Source organism: Streptomyces sp. AB3(2024), assembly GCF_041862025.1.
GTDB lineage: Bacteria > Actinomycetota > Actinomycetes > Streptomycetales > Streptomycetaceae > Streptomyces.
This window is the reverse complement of the sequence record NZ_JBGWAB010000140.1, coordinates 1-19,559: the sequence shown is the minus strand read 5'-3', so window position 1 is coordinate 19,559 and position 19,559 is coordinate 1. Positions and strand designations below refer to the sequence as shown.

At 75.1% G+C, this 19,559-nt stretch carries 16 protein-coding genes; 11 read left to right on the top strand and 5 right to left on the bottom strand.

The window, feature by feature from the left end:
• Nucleotides 1-134: 134 nt before the first annotated feature.
• The 3 genes from ACEPPI_RS34470 to ACEPPI_RS34460 all read right to left on the bottom strand — a co-directional run bounded on the left by ACEPPI_RS34470 (nucleotide 135) and on the right by ACEPPI_RS34460 (nucleotide 4,502).
• The gene (locus ACEPPI_RS34470) at nucleotides 135-1,541 is read right to left on the bottom strand and encodes an APC family permease (RefSeq protein ID WP_373919201.1); all 1,407 of its coding nucleotides are present in this window, start codon (nucleotides 1,539-1,541) and stop codon (nucleotides 135-137) included.
• Between the two features lie 491 nt (nucleotides 1,542-2,032).
• A complete protein-coding gene (locus tag ACEPPI_RS34465) occupies nucleotides 2,033-2,371 on the bottom strand; it encodes a hypothetical protein (protein WP_373919200.1) in 339 nt (112 codons plus the stop codon).
• Complete coding sequence (locus ACEPPI_RS34460; RefSeq protein WP_373919199.1) at nucleotides 2,358-4,502, bottom strand: GAF domain-containing SpoIIE family protein phosphatase; 2,145 nt, start codon at nucleotides 4,500-4,502, stop codon at nucleotides 2,358-2,360. The genes ACEPPI_RS34465 and ACEPPI_RS34460 overlap by 14 nt, the downstream gene beginning before the upstream one ends.
• A 214-nt stretch (nucleotides 4,503-4,716) precedes the next feature.
• Between ACEPPI_RS34460 and ACEPPI_RS34455 the strand changes: the two genes are divergently transcribed.
• Nucleotides 4,717-5,436 (top strand): class I SAM-dependent methyltransferase, encoded by a 720-nt coding sequence (locus ACEPPI_RS34455; protein ID WP_373919198.1) that lies wholly within the window; start codon nucleotides 4,717-4,719, stop codon nucleotides 5,434-5,436.
• Here ACEPPI_RS34455 and ACEPPI_RS34450 read toward each other — a convergent pair.
• A complete protein-coding gene (locus ACEPPI_RS34450) occupies nucleotides 5,433-6,347 on the bottom strand; it encodes an alpha/beta hydrolase fold domain-containing protein (RefSeq protein WP_373919197.1) in 915 nt (304 codons plus the stop codon). The genes ACEPPI_RS34455 and ACEPPI_RS34450 overlap by 4 nt on opposite strands.
• A gap of 230 nt (nucleotides 6,348-6,577) precedes the next feature.
• Here ACEPPI_RS34450 and tdh point away from each other — a divergent pair, with 230 nt between their 5' ends.
• The 3 genes from tdh (at nucleotide 6,578) to ACEPPI_RS34435 (ending at nucleotide 10,056) form a co-directional block, all read left to right on the top strand.
• A complete protein-coding gene (gene tdh, locus ACEPPI_RS34445; protein ID WP_373919196.1) occupies nucleotides 6,578-7,606 on the top strand; it encodes an L-threonine 3-dehydrogenase in 1,029 nt (342 codons plus the stop codon).
• Between the two features lie 320 nt (nucleotides 7,607-7,926).
• A complete protein-coding gene (locus ACEPPI_RS34440) occupies nucleotides 7,927-9,129 on the top strand; it encodes a glycine C-acetyltransferase (protein ID WP_373919195.1) in 1,203 nt (400 codons plus the stop codon).
• Nucleotides 9,130-9,141: 12 nt separating this feature from the next.
• Nucleotides 9,142-10,056 (top strand): LysR substrate-binding domain-containing protein, encoded by a 915-nt coding sequence (locus ACEPPI_RS34435; RefSeq protein ID WP_373919194.1) that lies wholly within the window; start codon nucleotides 9,142-9,144, stop codon nucleotides 10,054-10,056.
• Between the two features lie 66 nt (nucleotides 10,057-10,122).
• On the opposite strand, the gene ACEPPI_RS34430 is transcribed toward ACEPPI_RS34435, so the two are convergent.
• Entirely contained in the window at nucleotides 10,123-10,902 is a 780-nt protein-coding gene (locus tag ACEPPI_RS34430) for a DeoR/GlpR family DNA-binding transcription regulator (RefSeq protein ID WP_373919193.1), read from the bottom strand.
• Between the two features lie 143 nt (nucleotides 10,903-11,045).
• Between ACEPPI_RS34430 and ACEPPI_RS34425 the strand changes: the two genes are divergently transcribed.
• The 7 genes from ACEPPI_RS34425 to ACEPPI_RS34395 all read left to right on the top strand — a co-directional run.
• Entirely contained in the window at nucleotides 11,046-11,951 is a 906-nt protein-coding gene (locus ACEPPI_RS34425; RefSeq protein WP_373919191.1) for an SIS domain-containing protein, read from the top strand.
• On the top strand, nucleotides 11,948-12,793 hold the full coding sequence (locus ACEPPI_RS34420; protein WP_373919190.1) for a class II fructose-bisphosphate aldolase: 846 nt from the start codon (nucleotides 11,948-11,950) through the stop codon (nucleotides 12,791-12,793). The genes ACEPPI_RS34425 and ACEPPI_RS34420 overlap by 4 nt, the downstream gene beginning before the upstream one ends.
• A 231-nt stretch (nucleotides 12,794-13,024) precedes the next feature.
• Complete coding sequence (locus ACEPPI_RS34415) at nucleotides 13,025-14,197, top strand: LLM class flavin-dependent oxidoreductase (RefSeq protein WP_373919189.1); 1,173 nt, start codon at nucleotides 13,025-13,027, stop codon at nucleotides 14,195-14,197.
• Nucleotides 14,194-15,264, top strand: a complete 1,071-nt coding sequence (locus tag ACEPPI_RS34410) for a zinc-binding dehydrogenase (RefSeq protein WP_373919188.1) — start codon at nucleotides 14,194-14,196, stop codon at nucleotides 15,262-15,264. The genes ACEPPI_RS34415 and ACEPPI_RS34410 overlap by 4 nt, the downstream gene beginning before the upstream one ends.
• Nucleotides 15,265-15,675: 411 nt before the next feature.
• Nucleotides 15,676-16,755: a hypothetical protein gene (locus tag ACEPPI_RS34405; RefSeq protein WP_373919187.1), complete on the top strand. Its 1,080-nt coding sequence runs from the start codon at nucleotides 15,676-15,678 to the stop codon at nucleotides 16,753-16,755.
• A gap of 104 nt (nucleotides 16,756-16,859) precedes the next feature.
• Nucleotides 16,860-18,662 (top strand): Ig-like domain-containing protein, encoded by a 1,803-nt coding sequence (locus ACEPPI_RS34400; RefSeq protein WP_373919202.1) that lies wholly within the window; start codon nucleotides 16,860-16,862, stop codon nucleotides 18,660-18,662.
• A 249-nt stretch (nucleotides 18,663-18,911) separates the two neighbouring features.
• Nucleotides 18,912-19,559: serine/threonine-protein kinase (locus tag ACEPPI_RS34395; RefSeq protein ID WP_373919186.1), on the top strand; the 648-nt coding region annotated here is incomplete at its 3' end.

The window sequence follows — 19,559 nt, the reverse complement described above, 5'->3', positions numbered from 1 at the left end:
CCCCCCCCCCCCCCCCCCCCCCCCCCCCCCCCCCCCCCCCCCCCCCCCCCCCCCCCCCCCCCCCCCCCCCCCCCCCCCCCCCCCCCCCCCCCCCCCCCCCCCCCCCCCGGGACGGGGGGAGGGGGACCGGGGAATCAGTCCTCCAGGCCCTCCTCGCCCTCCGGAATGGTCACCAGCCAGCGCGAGTCCTTGCGCGGCCGCAGGTACAGCGCCCAGTACAGGGTGGCCACCGCGGTGATGCCACCGGTCCACAGCAGGTACTGGGTCTCCTGCTGGGTCAGGATGTACGCGAGGACGAGGATCAGGGCGATCGGCACCGCCGGCCACAGCGGCATGCGCCAGGCGGAGGCCTGCCCGTGCGCCCCGCGCCGGCTGAACAGCGCGGCCACCGCGACCAGCAGGTACATGCCGGTCACCGAGACGCCGGTCACCCCGTAGAGGGTGTCGAGGTTCACGAAGCACATCGCGGCGCCGGGGAGGCCGACCAGCAGGGTGGCCACCCACGGGGAGCCGAAGCGGCCCAGGCGGGACAGGCCGCGGTTGACCGGCTCGGGCCAGGCCTTGTCACGGGCGGAGGCGAACAGCACCCGGGAGTTCTGGATGACCATGACGATGCCCGCGTTGATGATGGCCAGGGCCACGCAGAGGCTGACGAAGGTGCCGACCGCCGAGTTCGACCAGGCCGTCACCATCGCGCCGAGGTCGCCGGAGGCGAGGGCGTCCAGGTCCGGGGCGCCCAGGGTGATCGCGATGACCGGCACGAGGATGACCGCGGTGGAGATGGCCAGGGTGGCCAGGACCGTGCGCGGCACGTTGCGGCGCGGCTTCTCCAGCTCCTCCGACAGGTACACGGCGGTGGAGAAGCCCTGGGTGATGAACAGTGCGATGGCCAGCCCCGAGACCACCATCATCGCGGTCACGGTGGAGGTGCCGCCGCCCTCGACGGCGACCGAACCGTGCACCAGGGCGTCCGCGCCCCGCTCGCCGTGGGCGAAGCCGAGCACGGCGACCAGCGCGGCGGCCACCACCTCCAGGACGAGGAAGATGCCGGTGATCCAGGCGTTGGCCCGCAGGTCGAGGAGACCGGCGAGGGTGGCGAGCAGCATCACGGCGCCGCCGGCGACCGGGGCCGGTATGTGGATCACGGGGGAGAGGTAGTCGGCCGTACCCATGGCGATCACGGGTGGCACGATCATCACCACCAGCAGCGACAGCACGAACACGAGCCAGCCGGCGAGCCGGCCCGCGAGGGTGGACACCATGGCGTACTCGCCGCCCGCGCTGGGGATCAGGGTGCCCAGCTCCGAGTAGCAGAACGCCACGCCGACGCAGAGCAGCGAACCGATGGCGATCGTGAGGGCGGTCCAGGTGCCGAGGCTGGAGAAGAGATCGGGCACGACGACGAAGAGGGTCGAGGCGGGCGTCACGCACGACAGCGTGAGCAGTGTCCCGCCGACGACGCCGATGGAACGCTTGAGCTTCTGCGGGGTCGGCCCGGTCGCCGGGGCGAGGGCCTGGGGGGCGCTGATCGTGTCAGTCATCGTGCGGGATTTCCGATCGCCATGTGCGGTGAATGAGCGCGGGAGCGGTATCGCCTCCGGGGCGGTGGTGGGCAAGTCGCTGCGTGACTCCCGTGGCCGATATGGAAACTCCGCGAGATCCGCAGGTCAAGAGCTGTTCACCTGCGGATTCCATCGTGCCGGTCGGCTGCCCGGCCCCGATCCGGGCGTTAAGACCGCGTAAACATTGACCCGTGACGGGGTGCGGGAACCGCAGCGTGATCGCGCGAATTTCCTTCCGCTTTGCCCGCCGCGGGAGGGATCCGGGCCGCGGCAAGATGATCCGGGGAGTGAGGGGCGTCTGCTCCTGACGGCCGACGGGGCGCGCGCCGGGATCGTCCTCCCGGCCGATGGGCCCGGCCGCGGGCGTCGCAAGAATCGGACGACCCAAGATCCACCGATGCCCCTCTGGGGCGGGACCGCTCGGGGAGACGCAGGTGGAGCAGCGCACGCAGCACGACCGGCGAGACCGGTTACGGGCGGCCGCGGCCGGGGCCGCCGTCGTCGTGGCACTCCTGGCCGGGGCGGCCCCGGCACAGGCCGCCCCCGAAGCCGGCCGGGCGCCCGCCGCCGACGCGGGCCCGGCTTCCGGTTCCGCTTCCGCTTCCGGTCCGGGCGGGATCGACCGCCGGGACCTCGACCGGCGGCAGCATGGTCTTCCGCCACGGCCTCGGCATCTCCACCGTGGACACGGCGTGCGGGCCGGTCCGGGGCCACGACGGGATGGTGTTCGGCGCCGGCACGAGCACGCTGACCAGCGCCGACGGGGAGCGGCAGTACGCGGTCGGCTCGCCCCGGCTACGGATCCCCACCCGTACGGGAGGCCAGCAGCAGGGCGATGTCGTCGGGGCGGTCGGCGGCGCTCCCCGCCTCGGCGACCAGCCGGTCCGCCGTCTCCGTCAGCGGCGACGGCCGGGCCCCGGCCAGCGCCGCCCGCAGCCGCTCCACCCCCTCGTCGATGTCCGTGCCCGGCATCTCCACCAACCCGTCGGTGTACAGGGCGAGCACCGCGCCCGACTCCAGCCACAGCTCCGTCACCGGGTAGTCGCCGCCCGCGTCGATGCCCAGCACGACCCCGCCGGGCAGGTCCAGCACCTCGGTGCGGCCGTCGGGGTGGCGCAGCAGCGGCTGGGGGTGACCGGCGCGGGCGGCGAGGGCCCGGCCGGACCCCGGGTCGAGCAGGACGTAGCAGCAGCTCGCGAACTGACCCGGGTCCAGGTCGATCAGCAACTGGTTCGTTCCCCGCACCACCTCGTCGGGGGCGTTGCCGCTCAGCGCGAAGGCCCGTACGGCGCTGCGCAGTTGACCCATCGTCGCGGCGGCCGCCACCCCGTGCCCCTGGACGTCCCCGATGACGAGCGCCAGCAGCCCCGCACTCGTCTCGATCACGTCGTACCAGTCGCCGCCGACGTCCATGCCGACCGTGCCCGGAAGGTACCGGCCCACCGTGTCCACGTGCCTCAGGACCGGCAGCCGGCGCGGCAGCAGGGCCGACTGCAGGCCGCGTGCCAGCGCCGCCTCGCTGTCGTAGCGCCGCGCCCGCTCCAGCGCCTGCGCGATCAGTCCGGCCAGCGCGGTGAGCACCGTACGCTCCTCCGGGCTGAAGCCGCGCGGGGCGTCGAAGCCGAGGATGCAGGAACCCACCGGGCGGCCGGAGGCGATCAGCGGCAGGAACGCGCGGGCGCCCACGTCCGCGTCCAGCGGGATCCCCGGATAGGCCGCGGCGAGGTGCCCCATCGACTCGAAGAACAGCGGCCGGCCCGTGGTCAGGGTCTCCACGCCGGGGAGCCGGACGTCGAGCGAGACCCCGTCGAAGCGGTCGAGGAACCCCTGGGGGAAGCCGGTTTCCCAGGCCAGGTACAGGTGCCGCTCGTTCAGCAGGTAGATCGCCAGCTGGCGGCCGCCGAAGGCCGGCAGCAGCTCCTCGGTGACCACCGCCGACACCTGACGGGCGGTGACCGCCTCCGTCAGGGCGATGGCCAGGGCCACCGGCCGGTACAGGGCCGCCGCCCGGTCGACGGGCATGGCGGGCCCGGTGCCCGTGCCGGTCCCGGCCGCCGCATCGGGCGCGAGGGCGGGCTCCTCGCCGGGTTCGAGGGTCACCGTTACCCCGTCCGGCCCGGGGTAGAGCCCCACCGTCATCCAGTCGCGGTCCGGGTCCGGGCCGCTGCGGGCCGCGAAGTGCACCGGCACGGGGGACAGGAACACCCCCCGGAAGTGGTCCTCGTAGGCGGGATGCCCCAGCCACGGCACCGCCTCCCACAGGAAGCGGCCGAGCAGCGGCGGCGCTCCGGAACCGAGGAGCGCCCCGGCGGCGGCGTTGGCGAAGCCGATCCTGCCCTCCCGGTCCACCGACAGCAGGCCCTGCGCGAGGCGGTCCACGGCCTCCTGAGCGCCTCCGGCCGGGGTGGCGGGGGGGACCTCGACCGGGTCGCCGGTCCACACCACCGGGTCCCCCGCCGCCGCGAGCGCGGCCAGCTCCGCGGCCAGGGCCTCGGCGGCGTCGCGCAGCCGCTCCCGGTCGGCCTCCCCGACGGCGCGCCCCCGGGTCGCCGGACGCAGCACGAACAGCACCCCGAAGCGCTCCGGCCCGCCCGTGACGGGCTCGTACAGCGAGGAGAAGGGAACCGGCAGCCCGGCCATCAGCTGGGGGAAGCGCCGCATGGACGCCTCCTCGTCCGCCAGGTGTACGGACTGGCCGGAGCGGTAGGCCTCGGCGACCGGGTACGGGCGGTTCACCTGCACACGCCACCACGGGCCGAACAGCGGACCCGGCAGGCCCGTGAACACCGCCAGCCGCAGCAGCTCCGGCGACTCGGAGCGCAGGTACACCCCGCCCGCGTACCCGCCGAGGGCCTCCACGGCGCCCACGGCCGCCCGGGCGAGCACCCGGTCCCGGGCGTCGTCGGGGCAGGAGCCACCGCTGTCCGGTCTCGCCGTCACACAGCAAGGATGCGCCCCCGGCGGCGAGCGGTGCATCCCGGCTCCGCGCACGGCCGCCGGGGGAGGCCGCGCGGAGCACGGGCCCGGCCGCGGGGCCGCCGCCGGGCCGGTGGCGACCGGACGCCGTAACCACTGACCCGAACGCCTCCCCCGTCCGGGGGACGGACCGGCGCGCGGGCCGTCGCCCCCGCCCGTACCGGGGAGGCATGCCGGCATGTACCAGCCCTACGACACGTCCACGCACCCGGCGCCCCGGGCCGCCTTCACCGCAGCCGATGCCTACACGCTCCGCACCGCGCTGGACGCCCTGGGCGGGGTCCGCGATCTCGACGCCCTCGACGTGGCCTGCGGTCACGGCGGCACCGTCACCCTGCTCACCGCCGGGGGGGCCCGGCGCACCGTGGGGGTCGACAGCTGCCCCGACCGCCTGCGCCGCGCCCGCGCGGCGGCCTCCGGCTCGGCCGCGGTGGAATACGTCCTCGCCGACGCCGCCGCCATGCCCCGGCTCGGTCCCTTCGACCTGGCCACCGCCGTCTACCTGTTCAGCCACGCACCCGACCGGGAAGCCCTGCACGCCATGTTCCGCGGGATCCGCGCGAACCTGCGGCCCGGCGGCCGGCTCCTGTCGCTGGTGCGCAACCCGGGCGCCTTCCCGCACGTGGACTGGTCCCCGTACGGCGTACGCATCCTCGACCGCGTACCGGAGGGCGACGCACCCCTGCTGAAGGCCCAGTTCCTGACCGAACCCCCGCAGCACTTCGAGTACCGCGAATGGGCGCACGCCGACTTCGCCGAAGCCGCCGTCGACGCCGGCTTCACCACCGTCGGCTGGCAGCCCAGCCGGACCCCGCCCGCCGATCCGGCGCGCGACGAGGCCTACTGGAGCGCGTACCGGGCCTGGCCCGTCAGCTCGCTCATGACCTGCACCGCCTAGAGCGGATCGGCCGCGGCCTCCGTGACGAGCTCGACGATGCGCTCCCGGGCCGCGCGCCCCTCCGGGACCGGGAGCAACGGGTACCCGTGCGGCAGGCCCGGCTCCTCGTGCCACTCCACCTCGACCCCGGCGGCCCGCGCCCGGCGCAGCAGTTCGCGGCTGTCGGTGCTCAGCACGTCCCGGGTGCCCGTGAACACCGTCAGCGGCGCCAGCCCCTCGAAGGAGCCGTGCAGCGGGCTCACCCGGGGGTCGTCGAAGGGGAGGGTGCCCGCGTACAGCCGGCCCGCCTCGGCCAGGCCCGCGCGGGTCAGCACCGGGTCGGCCGGCTCGATGGCCGCCTGGCCCGGGTGGCTCATGCTGACGTCCAGCCAAGGGGAGATCAGCACGATCCGGGACGGCTGCGCCCCGGTGCGCTCGCGCAGCCGCTGCGCGGCCGCCAGCGCCAGCCCGGCCCCGGCCGAGTCGCCCACCAGCACGGTGCCGCCCGCGCCGCCGCTCTCGATCAGACCGCTCAGCAGGTCGGCGGCGACCGGAACCGTACGGTCGGCGGTCCCGCGCGGCGCCAGTACGTACGCGGGTACGACGACCCGCGCGCCCGCCCGGGTCACCAGGGTCCGGATCAGCGACCAGTGCGGCCGGACCAGCTCGTCGACGAAGGTCCCGCCGTGCACGTACAGCACCCGTGCCACCGGCTCGGCCCCGCGCGGCGACGCGTCGTACACGGGCCAGGCCCCGACGAAGGTCCGCGACACCTCGGCGACCCGGCCCAGCGAGCGCGGCGGCAGGTGCGAAGCGGGCCGGCGGGCCGACCGCGCCACCTTCGCCCGGACCGCTTCGGCCGTCGCGGACCGTCTTCGCCGTCCCGTCGCGACCAGTGCGGCCGAAAGCGCCCTGCTGCGCAGACTCGGCACGCCCCTCACCTCCCCTTTTCCCCGGACCGGGACCGTCCACCGGATCGTGCCCCGGCCCCTGTCCCCCATCACGTGAGGAGCATAGGCGTGAAGCTGCGCTGTCGACCCGCTTAAGAAAGTCTCGATGGACTGATCACTACGCCGATCGGCACATTGGTGCCAGTCACCCACGCCACCAGCGCACCAGCGCCCCCGGCGTCCCCTTCCGCAATGCCCCTGGAGCCACCCCCATGAAGGCACTCGTCAAGCACAAGGCCGAGCCCGGGCTGTGGCTCATGGACGTCCCCGAGCCGGAGTACGGCCCCGGAGACGTACTGATCAAGGTGCTGCGCACCGGCATCTGCGGGACCGACCTGCACATCCGTGCCTGGGACGGCTGGGCGCAGGGAGCCGTCAAGACCCCGCTGGTCCTCGGCCACGAGTTCGTCGGCGAGGTCGCGGCGCTCGGCGCGGACGTCCGCGACATCGAGATCGGCGCACTGGTCAGCGGCGAGGGCCACCTGGTCTGCGGCAAGTGCCGCAACTGCCTGGCCGGCCGCCGCCACCTGTGCCGCAGCACCGTCGGGCTGGGCGTCGGACGCGACGGAGCCTTCGCCGAGTACGTGGTGCTGCCCGCCCAGAACGTGTGGGTGCACCGCACCGCCGTGAACCTGGACGTGGCGGCCATCTTCGACCCCTTCGGCAACGCCGTGCACACCGCGCTGTCCTTCCCGATGGTCGGCGAGGACGTCCTGATCACCGGCGCCGGCCCGATCGGGATCATGGCGGCGGCCGTGGCGAAGCACGCCGGCGCGCGCAACGTGGTGATCACCGACGTCAGCCCCGAGCGGCTGGAGATCGCCCGCAAGGCCGGCGCCACCCTCGCGGTGAACGTCGCGGAGACCTCCATCGCCGACGCGCAGGCGCGGCTCGGCCTGCGCGAGGGCTTCGACGTGGGCCTGGAGATGTCCGGCCGCGGCGAGGCCATGCGCGACATGATCGACAACATGACGCACGGCGGCCGGATCGCCATGCTCGGCCTGCCGGCCCAGGAGTTCCCGGTGGACTGGGCGAAGGTCGTCACCTCGATGATCACCATCAAGGGGATCTACGGCCGCGAGATGTTCGAGACCTGGTACGCGATGACCGTGCTGCTGGAGGGCGGGCTCGACCTGTCCCCGGTCATCACCGGCCGCTACTCGCACCGCGACTTCGAGGCGGCCTTCGACGAGGCGTCGACCGCGCGGAGCGGGAAGATCATCCTGGACTGGACGGCCTGATCCCGCGCGGGAGCGGGTGCGCGCGGGTGCGCGGACGGACGGGTACCGGGGGGCGGGGTCACGCCCCCGCCGGTCCCGCCCGCCCCGCCCCGGGGCACCCCCTCCCGGGCCGCTCCGGCGGTCGGGGCGACTCCGTCCCGGGCCGCTCCGGTGGTCGGGGCGACCCCGGCCCGGCCGGTCCGGGCCACCACAAGACCATCTCCCTCCGCCGGGCCCCGCAGACCCCCCCTCCGCGGGGCCCGGCCCCCTCCGTCCGGCCCGCCCCGGCTCCGCTCCCGCCGGGCGGCGCCCGGCATACCGCACAAGGAGACACCGAAGTCATGTTCGAGTCCGTCCGCGAAGACCTCCGCACCACCCTCGACGAGATCCGCGCCGCGGGCCTGCACAAGCCCGAGCGCGTCATCGGCACCCCGCAGAACGCCGCCGTCGCCGTCACCGCGGGCGGCGCCCCCGGCGAGGTCCTCAACTTCTGCGCCAACAACTACCTCGGGCTGGCCGACCACCCCGAGGTCGTCGCCGCCGCGAAGGACGCCCTGGACCGCTGGGGCTACGGCATGGCCTCCGTCCGCTTCATCTGCGGCACCCAGGAAGTGCACAAGGAGCTGGAGGCGCGGCTCTCGTCCTTCCTCGGACAGGAGGACACGATCCTCTACTCCTCCTGCTTCGACGCCAACGGCGGCGTCTTCGAGACCCTGCTCGGCGCCGAGGACGCGGTGATCTCCGACGCCCTCAACCACGCCTCGATCATCGACGGCATCCGCCTCTCCAAGGCCCGCCGCTACCGCTACGCCAACCGCGACCTGGCCGAGCTGGAAGCCCGGCTCAAGGACGCGCAGGACGCCCGCCGCCGCCTGATCGTCACCGACGGCGTGTTCTCCATGGACGGCTACGTCGCCCCCCTCGCCGAGATCTGCGACCTCGCCGACCGCTACGACGCCATGGTCATGGTCGACGACTCGCACGCCGTCGGCTTCGTCGGCCCCGGCGGCCGCGGCACCCCCGAACTGCACGGGGTCATGGACCGCGTCGACATCATCACCGGCACCCTCGGCAAGGCCCTGGGCGGCGCCTCCGGCGGCTACGTCGCGGCCCGCGCCGAGATCGTCGCGCTGCTGCGCCAGCGCTCGCGCCCGTACCTCTTCTCCAACTCCCTCGCCCCGGTCATCGCGGCCGCCTCCCTCAAGGTCCTCGACCTGCTGGAGTCCGCCGGTGACCTGCGCGAGCGCCTCGCGGCCAACACCGCCCTCTTCCGCGCGAAGATGACCGAGGCGGGCTTTGAGATCCTGCCCGGCGACCACGCCATCGCCCCCGTCATGATCGGCGACGCCGCCGAGGCCGCGAAGATGGCCGAGCTGCTGCTGGAGCGCGGCGTGTACGTGATCGGCTTCTCCTACCCGGTCGTGCCGATGGGCGCCGCCCGCATCCGCGTCCAGCTCTCGGCGGCCCACTCCACGGCCGACGTGGAGCGCGCGGTGGCCGCGTTCGTCGACGCCCGCGCGGCGCTCGGCACGTCCGCCGGCTGAGACAATGGAGGGGTGATCGACCCCCGCCGGCTGCGCATCCTGCGGGCCGTGGCGGACCACCGTACGGTGACCGCCGCGGCCGCAGCCCTGTACCTCACCCCGTCCGCCGTGTCCCAGCAGCTCGCCGCGCTGGAGCAGGAGACCGGCCACGCGCTGCTGACCCGCAGCGGCAGGGGCGTACGGCTCACCGCGGCCGGGGAGATCCTGCTGGGCCATACCCACGAGGTACTGGCCCAGTTGGAGCGCGCCGAGGCCGAACTCGCCGCCTATGCCGGTGGATCGGCGGGCGAGGTCACGGTCGCCGCCTTCGCGACCGGCATCGCCGAGGTGCTGGCCCCGGCCATCTCCCGGCTGGCGCTGGAACACCCGGGGATCCGCCTGCGGGTCCGGGACGCGGAGGGCGACCAGAGCCTGCCGATGTTGCTCGACGGGGAGGCCGACGTGGCCCTGGCCGTCGAGTACCGCGGCGGTCCGGGCGCCGACGACGCCCGCCTTTCGGTGCTCCCGCTCTACGCGGAACCCTTCGACGCGGTGCTGCCCTCGGGGCACCCGCTCGCCGACCTCCCCGCCGTGGCGCTGGCGGACCTCTCCGACGCGGACTGGGTGGGGCAGTACCCGGGCAACCCCTGCCACGACGTGACCCTGCTGGCCTGCGAACTGGCGGGCTTCCAGCCGCGCTTCGCGCACTCCTCCGACGACTTCCGGGCCGTGACCGCCCTGGTGGGCGCGGGGGCCGGGGTGGCCCTGGTGCCGCGTTCGGCGCTGCGCGGCATGGACCTCAGGGAGGTCCGCGTCCGCCCGGTGACGGGCCCGGCCGCCACCCGCCGCGTCTTCGCCGCCACCCGCCGCGGGGCCGAGTCCCACCCCCTGATCGCCCCGGTCCTGGCGGCCCTGTCCCGCGAGGCGGAACGGGTCCCGGCGCACTGAGGGGGCGGGGTGGGGCGGCGGGGCCGACCGGCCACCCCCCCCGATTCCCCCCCCACCCCGCCCGCCTCACACCCGTACCACTTCCACCCCCGCCTCCGTGAACCCCTCCGCCACCTCCTGTGGCAGGCCCGTGTCCGTCACCAGGACGTCCACCTCCGAGGTGGCGCAGATGCGGGCGAAGGCGCGGACGCCGAGTTTGCTGGAGTCGGCGGCGATGACGACCCGGCGGGCGCGTTCGCACAGGAGGCGGTTCATCGCCGCCTCGTCCTCGTGCCGGGTCGCCGCGCCGTCCGCCGGGTCGAAGGCGTCCACCCCGAGGACGGCCGTGTCCATCGTGAGCTGGCCGAGGACCTGCTGCGCCAGCGGACCCGTCAGCTCGTACGACTGGGGGCGGGCCACCCCGCCCGTCAGGACGATCTTGAACTGCGGGCGGATCACCAGCTCGCCCGCGATGTTCAGGGCGTTGGTCACCACCGTCAGCGCGGGCGAGCCCGTGGCCAGGTCCGCGCGGGCCGCCAGGGCGCGGGCCACCTCCGTGGTCGTGGTGCCTCCCGTGAGGCCGACGACCTCCCCCGGTGCGATCAGCGCCGCCACCGCCTCGCTGATCCGCAGCTTCTCCGCGGCCCGCCGCGACGTGCGGTAGCGCAGGGGCAGTTCGTACGAGACCCCGTGCGGGACGGCCCCGCCGCGCGTGCGGACCAGCAGCTGCTGCTCGGCGAGCTGGTCGAGGTCCCGGCGGATCGTCGCGGCGGACACGCCGAGGGCCTCGGCGGCCGGCTCCACCTCCAGCCCGCCCCGTTCCACCAGCAGATCCAGCAGCGTCTGCCAGCGTTCCTTGCGGGTCATGGCGCCCCTCCCGTGCGTTGCCCGGGCCGCGCTCCGGCCCCGCCGTCGAGATTAACCCAGGCCGCCACCCCCTAGATGCTTGAAGTTGCGCGAAATGGCCCGCTACCTTGCAAGAACACGCACCCAACGCGCAGGGAGCCCGCATGAGTCACGTCGCGTACGAGTTGGCCACGCAGCCCGAAAGCTGGGAACGGGCCGCCGAACTGGCCCCGGCCCACCGGGCGGTGCTGCCGAGGCCGGGGGAGCGTACCGCGATCGTCGGGTGCGGCACCTCGTACTTCATGGCGCAGGCCGCCGCCGCCCTGCGCGAGGACGCAGGACAGGGCGAGACCGACGCCTTCCCCGCCTCGGAGTTCCCCCACCACCGCCGCTACGACCGGGTCGTCGCGCTCACCCGGTCCGGGACCACCACCGAGGTCCTCGACCTGCTGGCCGGCCTGCGGGAGGCCGGGGTCGCGACCACCGCCGTCATCGGCGACCCCGACACGCCGGTGACGACCCTGGCGAACGACCTCGTCGTGCTGGACTTCGCCGACGAACGTTCCGTCGTCCAGACCCGGTTCGCCACCACCGCCCTCACCCTGCTGCGCGCCCACGTCGGCGCGCACACCCCGGCCGTGGTCGCCGACGCCCGCGTCGCGCTCGCCGAACCGCTGCCCGCCGGGCTGGAGGGCCGGGGCCAGTTCACCTTCCTCGGCCGGGGCTGGAGCGTCGGACTGGCCAACGAGGCCGCCCTCAAGATGCGCGAGGCCTCCCTGTCCTGGGCGGAGGCCTACCCGGCGATGGAGTACCGGCACGGCCCGGTCAGCGTCACCGGGCCCGGCTCCGTGACCTGGTCGCTGGGCGGGACCCCCGACGGGATCGCCGAGCAGGTCCTCGGGACCGGTGCCGCATGGATCGACGGCGCGCTCGACCCGCTCGCCGAACTGGTGCGCGTGCACCGGCTGGCCGTCGCCGTGGCCGCCCACCGGCAGCTGGACCCGGACGCTCCCCGCAACCTCACCCGCTCCGTCATCCTCACCGCCACCGGAGAGGGGGCGGTCCGATGACCCTCGCCCCCGCCGGAGACCTCGTCGCCGAAGCGGCCGGGGCCGGCCGTGCCATCGCGGCCTTCAACATCATCACGCTGGAGCACGCCGAAGCCGTGGTCGAGGGTGCCGAGCGCACCGGCCTGCCCGTCATCCTGCAACTCAGCGAGAACGCGGTGAAGTTCCGCGACGGAGCCCTGCTGCCCATCACCCGTGCCGCCGCCGCCTGTGCCGAGGCCGCCGGGGTGCCCGTCGGGCTCCACCTCGACCACGTCAAGAGCCCGGACCTGCTGCGGCAGGCCGCGGACGCCGGCTTCGGATCGGTGATGTACGACGCCGCGCACCTGCCCTACGCCGAGAACCTGGATGCCACCCGCTCCGCCGCCGACTGGGCCCACGCCAACGGCCTCTGGATCGAGGCCGAGCTGGGCGAGGTCGGCGGCAAGAACGGCGCCGCCCCCCTGGACCCGCACGCGCCGGGCGCGCGTACCGACCCGGACGAGGCGCGCCGGTTCGTCGCCGACTCCGGGGTGGACGCCCTGGCCGTGGCCATCGGCAGCAGCCACGCCATGACCAGCCGGACCGCGGTCCTCGACCACGCCCTGCTGGCGCGGCTCGCCAAGACGGTGGACGTCCCGCTCGTCCTGCACGGCTCCTCCGGCCTCCCCGACGCGGAGCTCGCGGCCGCCGTCGCGGGCGGGATCCGCAAGGTCAACATCGGCACCGCCCTCAACGTGGCCATGACCGAGGCCATCCGCGCCCACCTCACCCCGGCGGACCCCCGCCCCTACCTCACCGCGGCCCGGACGGCGATGGCGGCGACGGCCGCCGCCATGATCGGCGCCCTGGACCGGCGCCCCTGAAGCAGCGCCCCTGAAACGGCGCCCCCGAAGCAGCGCCCCTGGACCGACGGCCCGGGGAGCGCGGATCCCGGATCCCGGATCCCCGAAGGACGCGGCGGGCGGGCGGCCCGGACGTCCCACTCAGCGGGAGGACCGGGCCGCCGCCATTGAAGGTGCGGCACGGGCGGTGTTTCGTCGGACGACGGCCACCCGCCGTCCGAACGCCCGCACCGTCCGAAGGGACACCCGCGCATGCCCCAGCCGTACCTCCCGTCCGCCTTCGGGGTGTTCCTCGCCCCCTACCACCGGCCCGACCGCGACCCCGCCCTCCAGCTGCGCCGCGACCTGGAGCTGGTGACGGAGCTCGACCGGCTCGGGTACGAGGAGGTGTGGGCCGGGGAGCACCACTCCGCCGGGTACGAGATCATCGCCTCGCCGGAACTGTTCCTGGCGGCCGCCGCCGAACGCACCGGACGGATCCGGCTCGGCACCGGGGTCAACTCCCTCCCGTACCACCAGCCGTTGGTCCTCGCCGACCGCATCTGCCAGCTCGACCAGCAGTCCCGGGGCCGCGCCATGCTGGGCGTCGGCCCCGGCCAACTGGCCTCGGACGCGTTCATGATGGGCGTCGACCCGCTGGACTCCCGCGCGATGATGGCCGATTCCCTGGAGCCGATCGTCCGCCTGTTGCGCGGGGAGACCGTCACGGCCGCCACCGACTGGTTCACCCTGGACGAGGCCCGGCTGCAACTCGGGCCCTACCGGGGCAGGGAGATGGAGGTGGCCGTCGCCTCCGCCGTCTCCCCGACCGGGGCCGTCCTCGCCGGACGCCACGGGGCCGGCGTGCTCTCGCTCGCCGCCGCCGACCCGGCCGGATTCGCCACGCTCGACACCAACTGGGCGGCCCACGAACGGGCCTGCGCCGAAGCGGGACGCGGCGCGGACCGGCGGAGCTGGCGGCTGGTCACCCCCGTCCACCTCGCCGAGTCCCGTGAAGCCGCACTGGAACAGGCGGAGTTCGGAGTACTCGACCTCGTCGCGTACATCGAGGCCCTCGGCGGTGTCCGGCCGCCGGGGTGCGCCACGGCGGCCGGTGCCGTCCGGCGCTGGACGGAGGAGGGGCTGCCGGCCTTCGGCCGGGCCGTGATCGGCACCGCCGAGGACGCCGTCGAGCGGATCGGGCAACTGGCCGAGAAGACAGGCGGGTTCGGTACCTTCCTGATCCTGCAGCTGGACCTCGCCGAACCGGCCGCCGCCCTGCGCAGCCTGGAGCTGTTCGCCGAACGGGTCGTGCCCCGGCTCACCGGAACCACCGACGCCCGCCGGGCCAGCCTCGACTGGGCCGCCCGCAACAGCGAGCGCTTCACGGGAGCCCTGCGCCGCTCCACCGAGCAGGCCATCGCCCGCAAGGGAGAGGTGCGTTGAGGGCGGCGGCCCTGGTGGCCGGGCGCTTCTCCGTGGGCGAGTACCCGGACCCCGTACCCGGCCCCGGACAGGCACTGGTGGCCACCGAGGCCTGCGGCATCTGCGGGTCCGACCTCAGCGCGGTCGCCCACACCGCCGAGTTCCTCCGGGCCTCCCGGGACAGCGGCACCACCGGCTTCCTCTTCGACCCGGCCCGTCCCCTGGTCATGGGCCACGAGTTCTCCGGCCGGGTCCTCGCCTACGGACCCGGCGCGAGCGGCCCCCCGCCCGGCACCGGGGTGGTCGCCCTGCCCTGGGCCCTCGACGCCGGCGGGGTCGTCCGTACCGTCGGCTACAGCAACGCCTTCCCCGGCGGCTTCGGCGAGCGGATCGTCGTCCAGGCGCAGGCCCTGCTCCCGGTGCCGGACTCCCTGGACCTGGCCCTGGCCGCCCTCACCGAGCCGCTGGCCGTCGGCTTCGGGAACATCGCCCGTACGGAGGCCGGTCCCGGCACCCCCGCGGTGGTCGTCGGCTGCGGACCCGTCGGGCTGGGAGCCGTCGCGGCCCTGCTGGAGCGCGGCGCCGCCCCCGTCGTGGCCTCCGACCCCTCGGCGCTGCGGCGCGCGGCCGCGGCCCGGCTCGGCGCGCACGCGGTGGTGGACCCGTCCGGGGGAGAAGACCCGGTGGCGCACTGCGTGGGGCTCGCCGGGCCCCGGCCGCAGCCGATGGTGGTGGTCAACTGCGTGGGTCTGCCCGGGATGCTGAACCGGCTGCTGCACACCGTCCCGCGCGGCGCCGAGATCCTCCAGATCGGCGGGGTGATGACGGACGACGTGATCCGCCCGGTGGTCGGCATCTACAAGGACGTCACCGTCCGGATGTGCCTGACCTACCCGCCGCGGGAGTTCGGCGCCACCCTGGACCGGCTGGCCGACGGCCGCATCGACGCGGCCGCGCTGGTCACCGGAGAAGCGGGCTTCGGCGGGCTCGACGCGGCCTTCGCATCCCTGCGGCGCCCGGAGCGCCACATCAAGGTGCTGATCCGCCCCGGGCTGCCGGGCACGGGCCTCGTGCCGCCCCGGGTCTGAAGCGCCCGTGCCCCGGAGGGGCCGGACGCGCCGCCCCTTCGGTTGCCCAGCGCCTCCGGCCGCGGGCGTACGGCTCGGGTCGCCCGCCCGGGGCGTGGTGCGGGGCGCGGACCGGCCTACTCGCCAGTACCGCATCTGCCAGGAAAAAGCGAGGATCCGGCCTTACTTGCTTGCTTATGTGACTGCTACATTCCGCAAGTGCATCGCGCTTCGGCCGGGCGGTGGGCAGGCCACGATCTGGTCTGCCCCGCCCTGCCGCAGGTGCCCGACACCGGTCCACGCCGCCGCTCCGCCGTGCCGACCACCCGATCCCACCCTCCCGGCGCCGAACCGGACCCCGTCCGGGGAACGGTGCTGCTCGCGCGCGGCCCCCGGCCGCCGCCGAAACCTCCTCTCCGAAAGGGAGAAACCATGCGGAAGTTCCTTCTGCGACGTCCCGTCGCGGGCAAGGCGCTGATCGTGGCCGCCCTGCTGGGCCTGGCGGTCCCCGGCACCGCCTACGCCAATACGGTCGGCATGACGGTGAAGACCCCCGGCGCCACGTCAGGGCCGGCCGCGGCCTTCTCCGAGATCTCCACCGGCGCCGCGTGCGCGAGCGGCCTGGTCTCCGGCGGCGGCGTCAACCAGGCCATCGGCACCGGCTCGTCCTCCAACGGCAACAAGATCAACGGCACTTCGCCGAGCCCCGACGGAAGCACCGAGTACACCGGCTCCACGGGCGTGGTGGGCACCGACGTGAGCCACTGGCTCGGCATCGGCGGCAGCGGCGGCGCGGTCAACGCCTCCTTCTCCAGCACCCCGTACGCCATGTGCTTCAGCAGCAGCCTGATCAACCACACCCAGGTGGTGATGAACAAGCTGGCCGGCCCCACCACCAGCTCGACCGTCGGGCTCGTCACCGCGACCTGTCCGGCCAACACCCGCCTGCTCGGCGGCGGAGCCCGCATCACCCCGGCCGTCGTCGGCAGCCTCAAGCCCATCGCCGGTTTCCCCACCTTCAACAACTCCGCCCACGGCTACGGCCAGAAGGCCGCGGCCGACGGTGAGACCAACCCCGACTCCTGGAGCGCCGTGGGCTGGAACGGCGGCGGCGGCAACACCGACAACACCACGTACGCGTACGCCATCTGCAGCGGCGACAACATCAACGTCAGCGGCGCGACCGTGAAGGTCCGCCACAGCGAGGTGAGCGGCCCCACCGCCGCGACCGCGGGCCAGACCGTGACGGTCGGCTGCGGCGGCGGGGACGGAAAGCTGATCGGCGGCGGCGCCGCGATCAGCGGAGGCGGCGTCACGACCACGAACTTCACCGGGCCCGGCTCCCAGGGCGACCACCTGAACGGCAGCTACCCCAGCGACTCCGCCGGCAACCCGGTCGCGGACGGAACCCCCACGGCCTCGTACTGGTCGGCGACCACCCACACCGGGGGAGTCAGCTCCCCGAGCACCTACTCCGACGCCTGGGCGCTGTGCGCCGACGACGGCGTCTGATCCCCCCGCGGCACGGGTGCCGCGGCCGGGGCCGCTGTCGCGCCCCCGGCCGCGGCCCCACACGTCCCATCTCCCGAGTACCTTCGTCTGGAACCGAGTTGAACATGTACCGATCGAAGATCCTGATGGTGGCCGGAGCCGCCGGCCTGCTGGCCGCCGCTCTGGCGCCCCTGCCCGCGGTGGCCGAGCCGACGGCGCCGGGCGCCGTCACCCCCTGCGGCGCGGGCGGCGCCTTCACCGCCGCGTCGCCCACCTGCACCTACACCGCCGTCGGCACGGACACCTTCACCGTCCCGGCCGGGGTGACCGCGGTGACGGTCGACCTCTTCGGCGCCGAGGGCGGCAGCGCGGCCGGCTTCGTCCTCCCCAGCCCCCCGAACGACGGGGCACCCGGCGGACTCGGCGGCGAGACCCGTGCCGAACTGCCCGTCGTGGCGGGCCAGGCCCTCCAGATCACCATCGGCGGAGTCGGAAGTTCCGGCACCTCCCGGCACGGCGAGTTCGCCCGCCCCGGCGGCACCGGCCACGGCTCCGGCGGCGGCGGCGCCCACGGGGGCGGCGGCTCCGGCGGCGGCAGCAGCGACCTGCGTACGGGGGCCTTCGGTCCGGCCGACCGGGTCCTGGTGGCAGGCGGCGGCGGTGGCGCGGGCAACGGCGGGCCGCTGCTGCACGGCGGCGACGGCGGCGGGCCCGAAGGAGAGCCCGGCGGCCAGGGAGGCGGCCCCGACGGGTCCGGCCTCGCGGGCGGCGGCGGAACCCGGTCCGCCCACGGGGTGGGCGGAAGCCGCAACTCCGCGGTCGGGGCCCCCGGCGCGGCGGGCAGCGACATCGACCAGTACACCAGCCTGCCCAACCCCGGAAGCGGTGGCTCCGGCGGCAACGGCGGTGGCGGTGGCAACGGCGGCGGTGGCGGTGGCGGCGGCTACTTCGCCGGTGGCGGCGGCTCCGGCGGCGGCAGGCCGGGCAACCTCTACGGAGCCGGCGGCGGCGGGGGCAGCGGTTTCGCGGCCCCGACGGCCATCGGCGCCACCCTCACCGGGGGCGTCAACCACGGCAACGGCAAGGCGGTCGTCTCCTTCCGGTACGGAACCTCGGTCACGGTGATCGCGGACACGGCGACCCCGCTGTTCGGGCGGCCGGTCACCCTCACCGCGACCGTCGACCCGGCCAACCCGGACGCCGGAACCCCCGGCGGCGAGGTCACGTTCTTCGACGGGCCGACCCCGCTGGGCACCGCCGAGCTCGACGGCGGTCGCGCGAGCATCCGTACCGGCACCCTCCAGCCCTCCGCGCACGCCATCACCGCACGCTACGGCGGCGACACGGCCTTCACCCCGGGCGCGACGGCGGCGCCCACCGAGGTCACCGTCGGGTTCAGCGGCCCCTGCCTCACCACCGCGCACGCCGGCCCGCTGACCGTGGCCCCGGGCGAAGCCCTGTGCATCGCGGCCGGCGGCAGCCAGAGCGGCCCGCTGACCGTACGCCCCGGCGGGGCCCTGGCCGCTTCGGACGCGACGATCACGGGACCGCTGTCGGCCCAGGGCGCCACCGCCGTCACCCTCTGCCGGTCCGCGCTCACCGGCCCGGTCTCCGTGGAGGGGACCACCGGCCTGGTGCTCATCGGCTCCGACCGTGAGGCGACGGCCTGTGCCGGCAACACCGTCCGGGGCCCGCTGACCCTCGACGCGAACACCGGCGGCCTCGAAGCCTCGGCCGACACGGTCACCGGACCGGTCCGGATCACCGGCAACAGCGGCCCGGGCATCGCGTCCGTGGACCCCGCGCCCGCCTTCCGGTCCAACCGCGTCACCGGCCCGCTGCGGTGCGAGGGCAACGCGCCGACCCTCCTCCAGTCGCAGAACACCGTCACGGGCCCGAGCACCGGGCAGTGCCGCCGGGACGGCTAGCCCGTTCCGTCCGGACCACCGGGCGGACCGGACCAGGACGCCCGCGACGTGCGCCCCTGTCGGCTCCCCTTCCTTGCGCGGGAGCCGGCAGGGGCCGCCCGGCGGTGCCGGTCGCGAGGGAGCGGAGGGTCATCTGCCGTGAGCCGCAGGGCGGGTGGCGGCCGCCGGGTCCGTCGGTGGACGGTGCATCTACGCTTGTGCCCCGTCAGAGAGTCGAGACGGACGACCGGTCGTGGAACGGAGCATGTGGTGCCAGCGGGCCAAGCGGGGGAAGCCAGCGACGGGGACCTGATCGGAAAGGTGCTCGGGGGACGCTACCGGGTGACCTCCGTGGTCGGCCGCGGCGGCATGGGCGTGGTCGCGCGGGCCGTCGACGAGCTGCTCGCCCGCGAGGTCGCCGTCAAGGTCCTGCGGGCCTACACCGACTCCAGCGACGCCGAACTGGCCGACCTGCGCACCCGGATGGAGCGCGAGGCGCAGGCCGCCGCCCGCATCCGGCACGGCGGCGTCGTCACCGTGCACGACGTGACGCACGAGCAGGGCCTGCCCGTCATCGTCATGGAACTCGTCGACGGACCCTCGCTCGACGAGGTGGTGACGCGGCGCGGCGCGCTCGACCCGCGCGAGGCCGCCGCGATCGGCGCCAAGCTGATGGACGCGCTCGACGCCGCGCACCGCGCGGGCGTCCTGCACCGGGACGTGAAGCCGGGCAACGTGCTGCTGGAGCGCGGCGGCCGGGTCGTCCTCACGGACTTCGGCATCGCCACCATGGAGTCCTCCGGCGACGACGCGGTGGCGAAGCTGACCCGCAGCGGTGAGCTGGTCGGCTCGCTCGACTACCTGCCGCCGGAGCGCGCGCAGGGCAGGGAACCGGGCCCGGCCTCCGACATATGGTCG

Bases quoted from the DNA above. Each gene is read 5' to 3' on its own strand.
- ACEPPI_RS34470 (WP_373919201.1), bottom strand. From the start codon at position 1,541: ATGACTGACACGATCAGCGCCCCCCAGGCCCTCGCCCCGGCGACCGGG.
- ACEPPI_RS34455 (WP_373919198.1), top strand. From the start codon at position 4,717: ATGTACCAGCCCTACGACACGTCCACGCACCCGGCGCCCCGGGCCGCC.
- tdh (WP_373919196.1), top strand. From the start codon at position 6,578: ATGAAGGCACTCGTCAAGCACAAGGCCGAGCCCGGGCTGTGGCTCATG.
- ACEPPI_RS34440 (WP_373919195.1), top strand. From the start codon at position 7,927: ATGTTCGAGTCCGTCCGCGAAGACCTCCGCACCACCCTCGACGAGATC.
- ACEPPI_RS34430 (WP_373919193.1), bottom strand. From the start codon at position 10,902: ATGACCCGCAAGGAACGCTGGCAGACGCTGCTGGATCTGCTGGTGGAA.
- ACEPPI_RS34425 (WP_373919191.1), top strand. From the start codon at position 11,046: ATGAGTCACGTCGCGTACGAGTTGGCCACGCAGCCCGAAAGCTGGGAA.
- ACEPPI_RS34420 (WP_373919190.1), top strand. From the start codon at position 11,948: ATGACCCTCGCCCCCGCCGGAGACCTCGTCGCCGAAGCGGCCGGGGCC.
- ACEPPI_RS34415 (WP_373919189.1), top strand. From the start codon at position 13,025: ATGCCCCAGCCGTACCTCCCGTCCGCCTTCGGGGTGTTCCTCGCCCCC.
- ACEPPI_RS34405 (WP_373919187.1), top strand. From the start codon at position 15,676: ATGCGGAAGTTCCTTCTGCGACGTCCCGTCGCGGGCAAGGCGCTGATC.
- ACEPPI_RS34400 (WP_373919202.1), top strand. From the start codon at position 16,860: ATGTACCGATCGAAGATCCTGATGGTGGCCGGAGCCGCCGGCCTGCTG.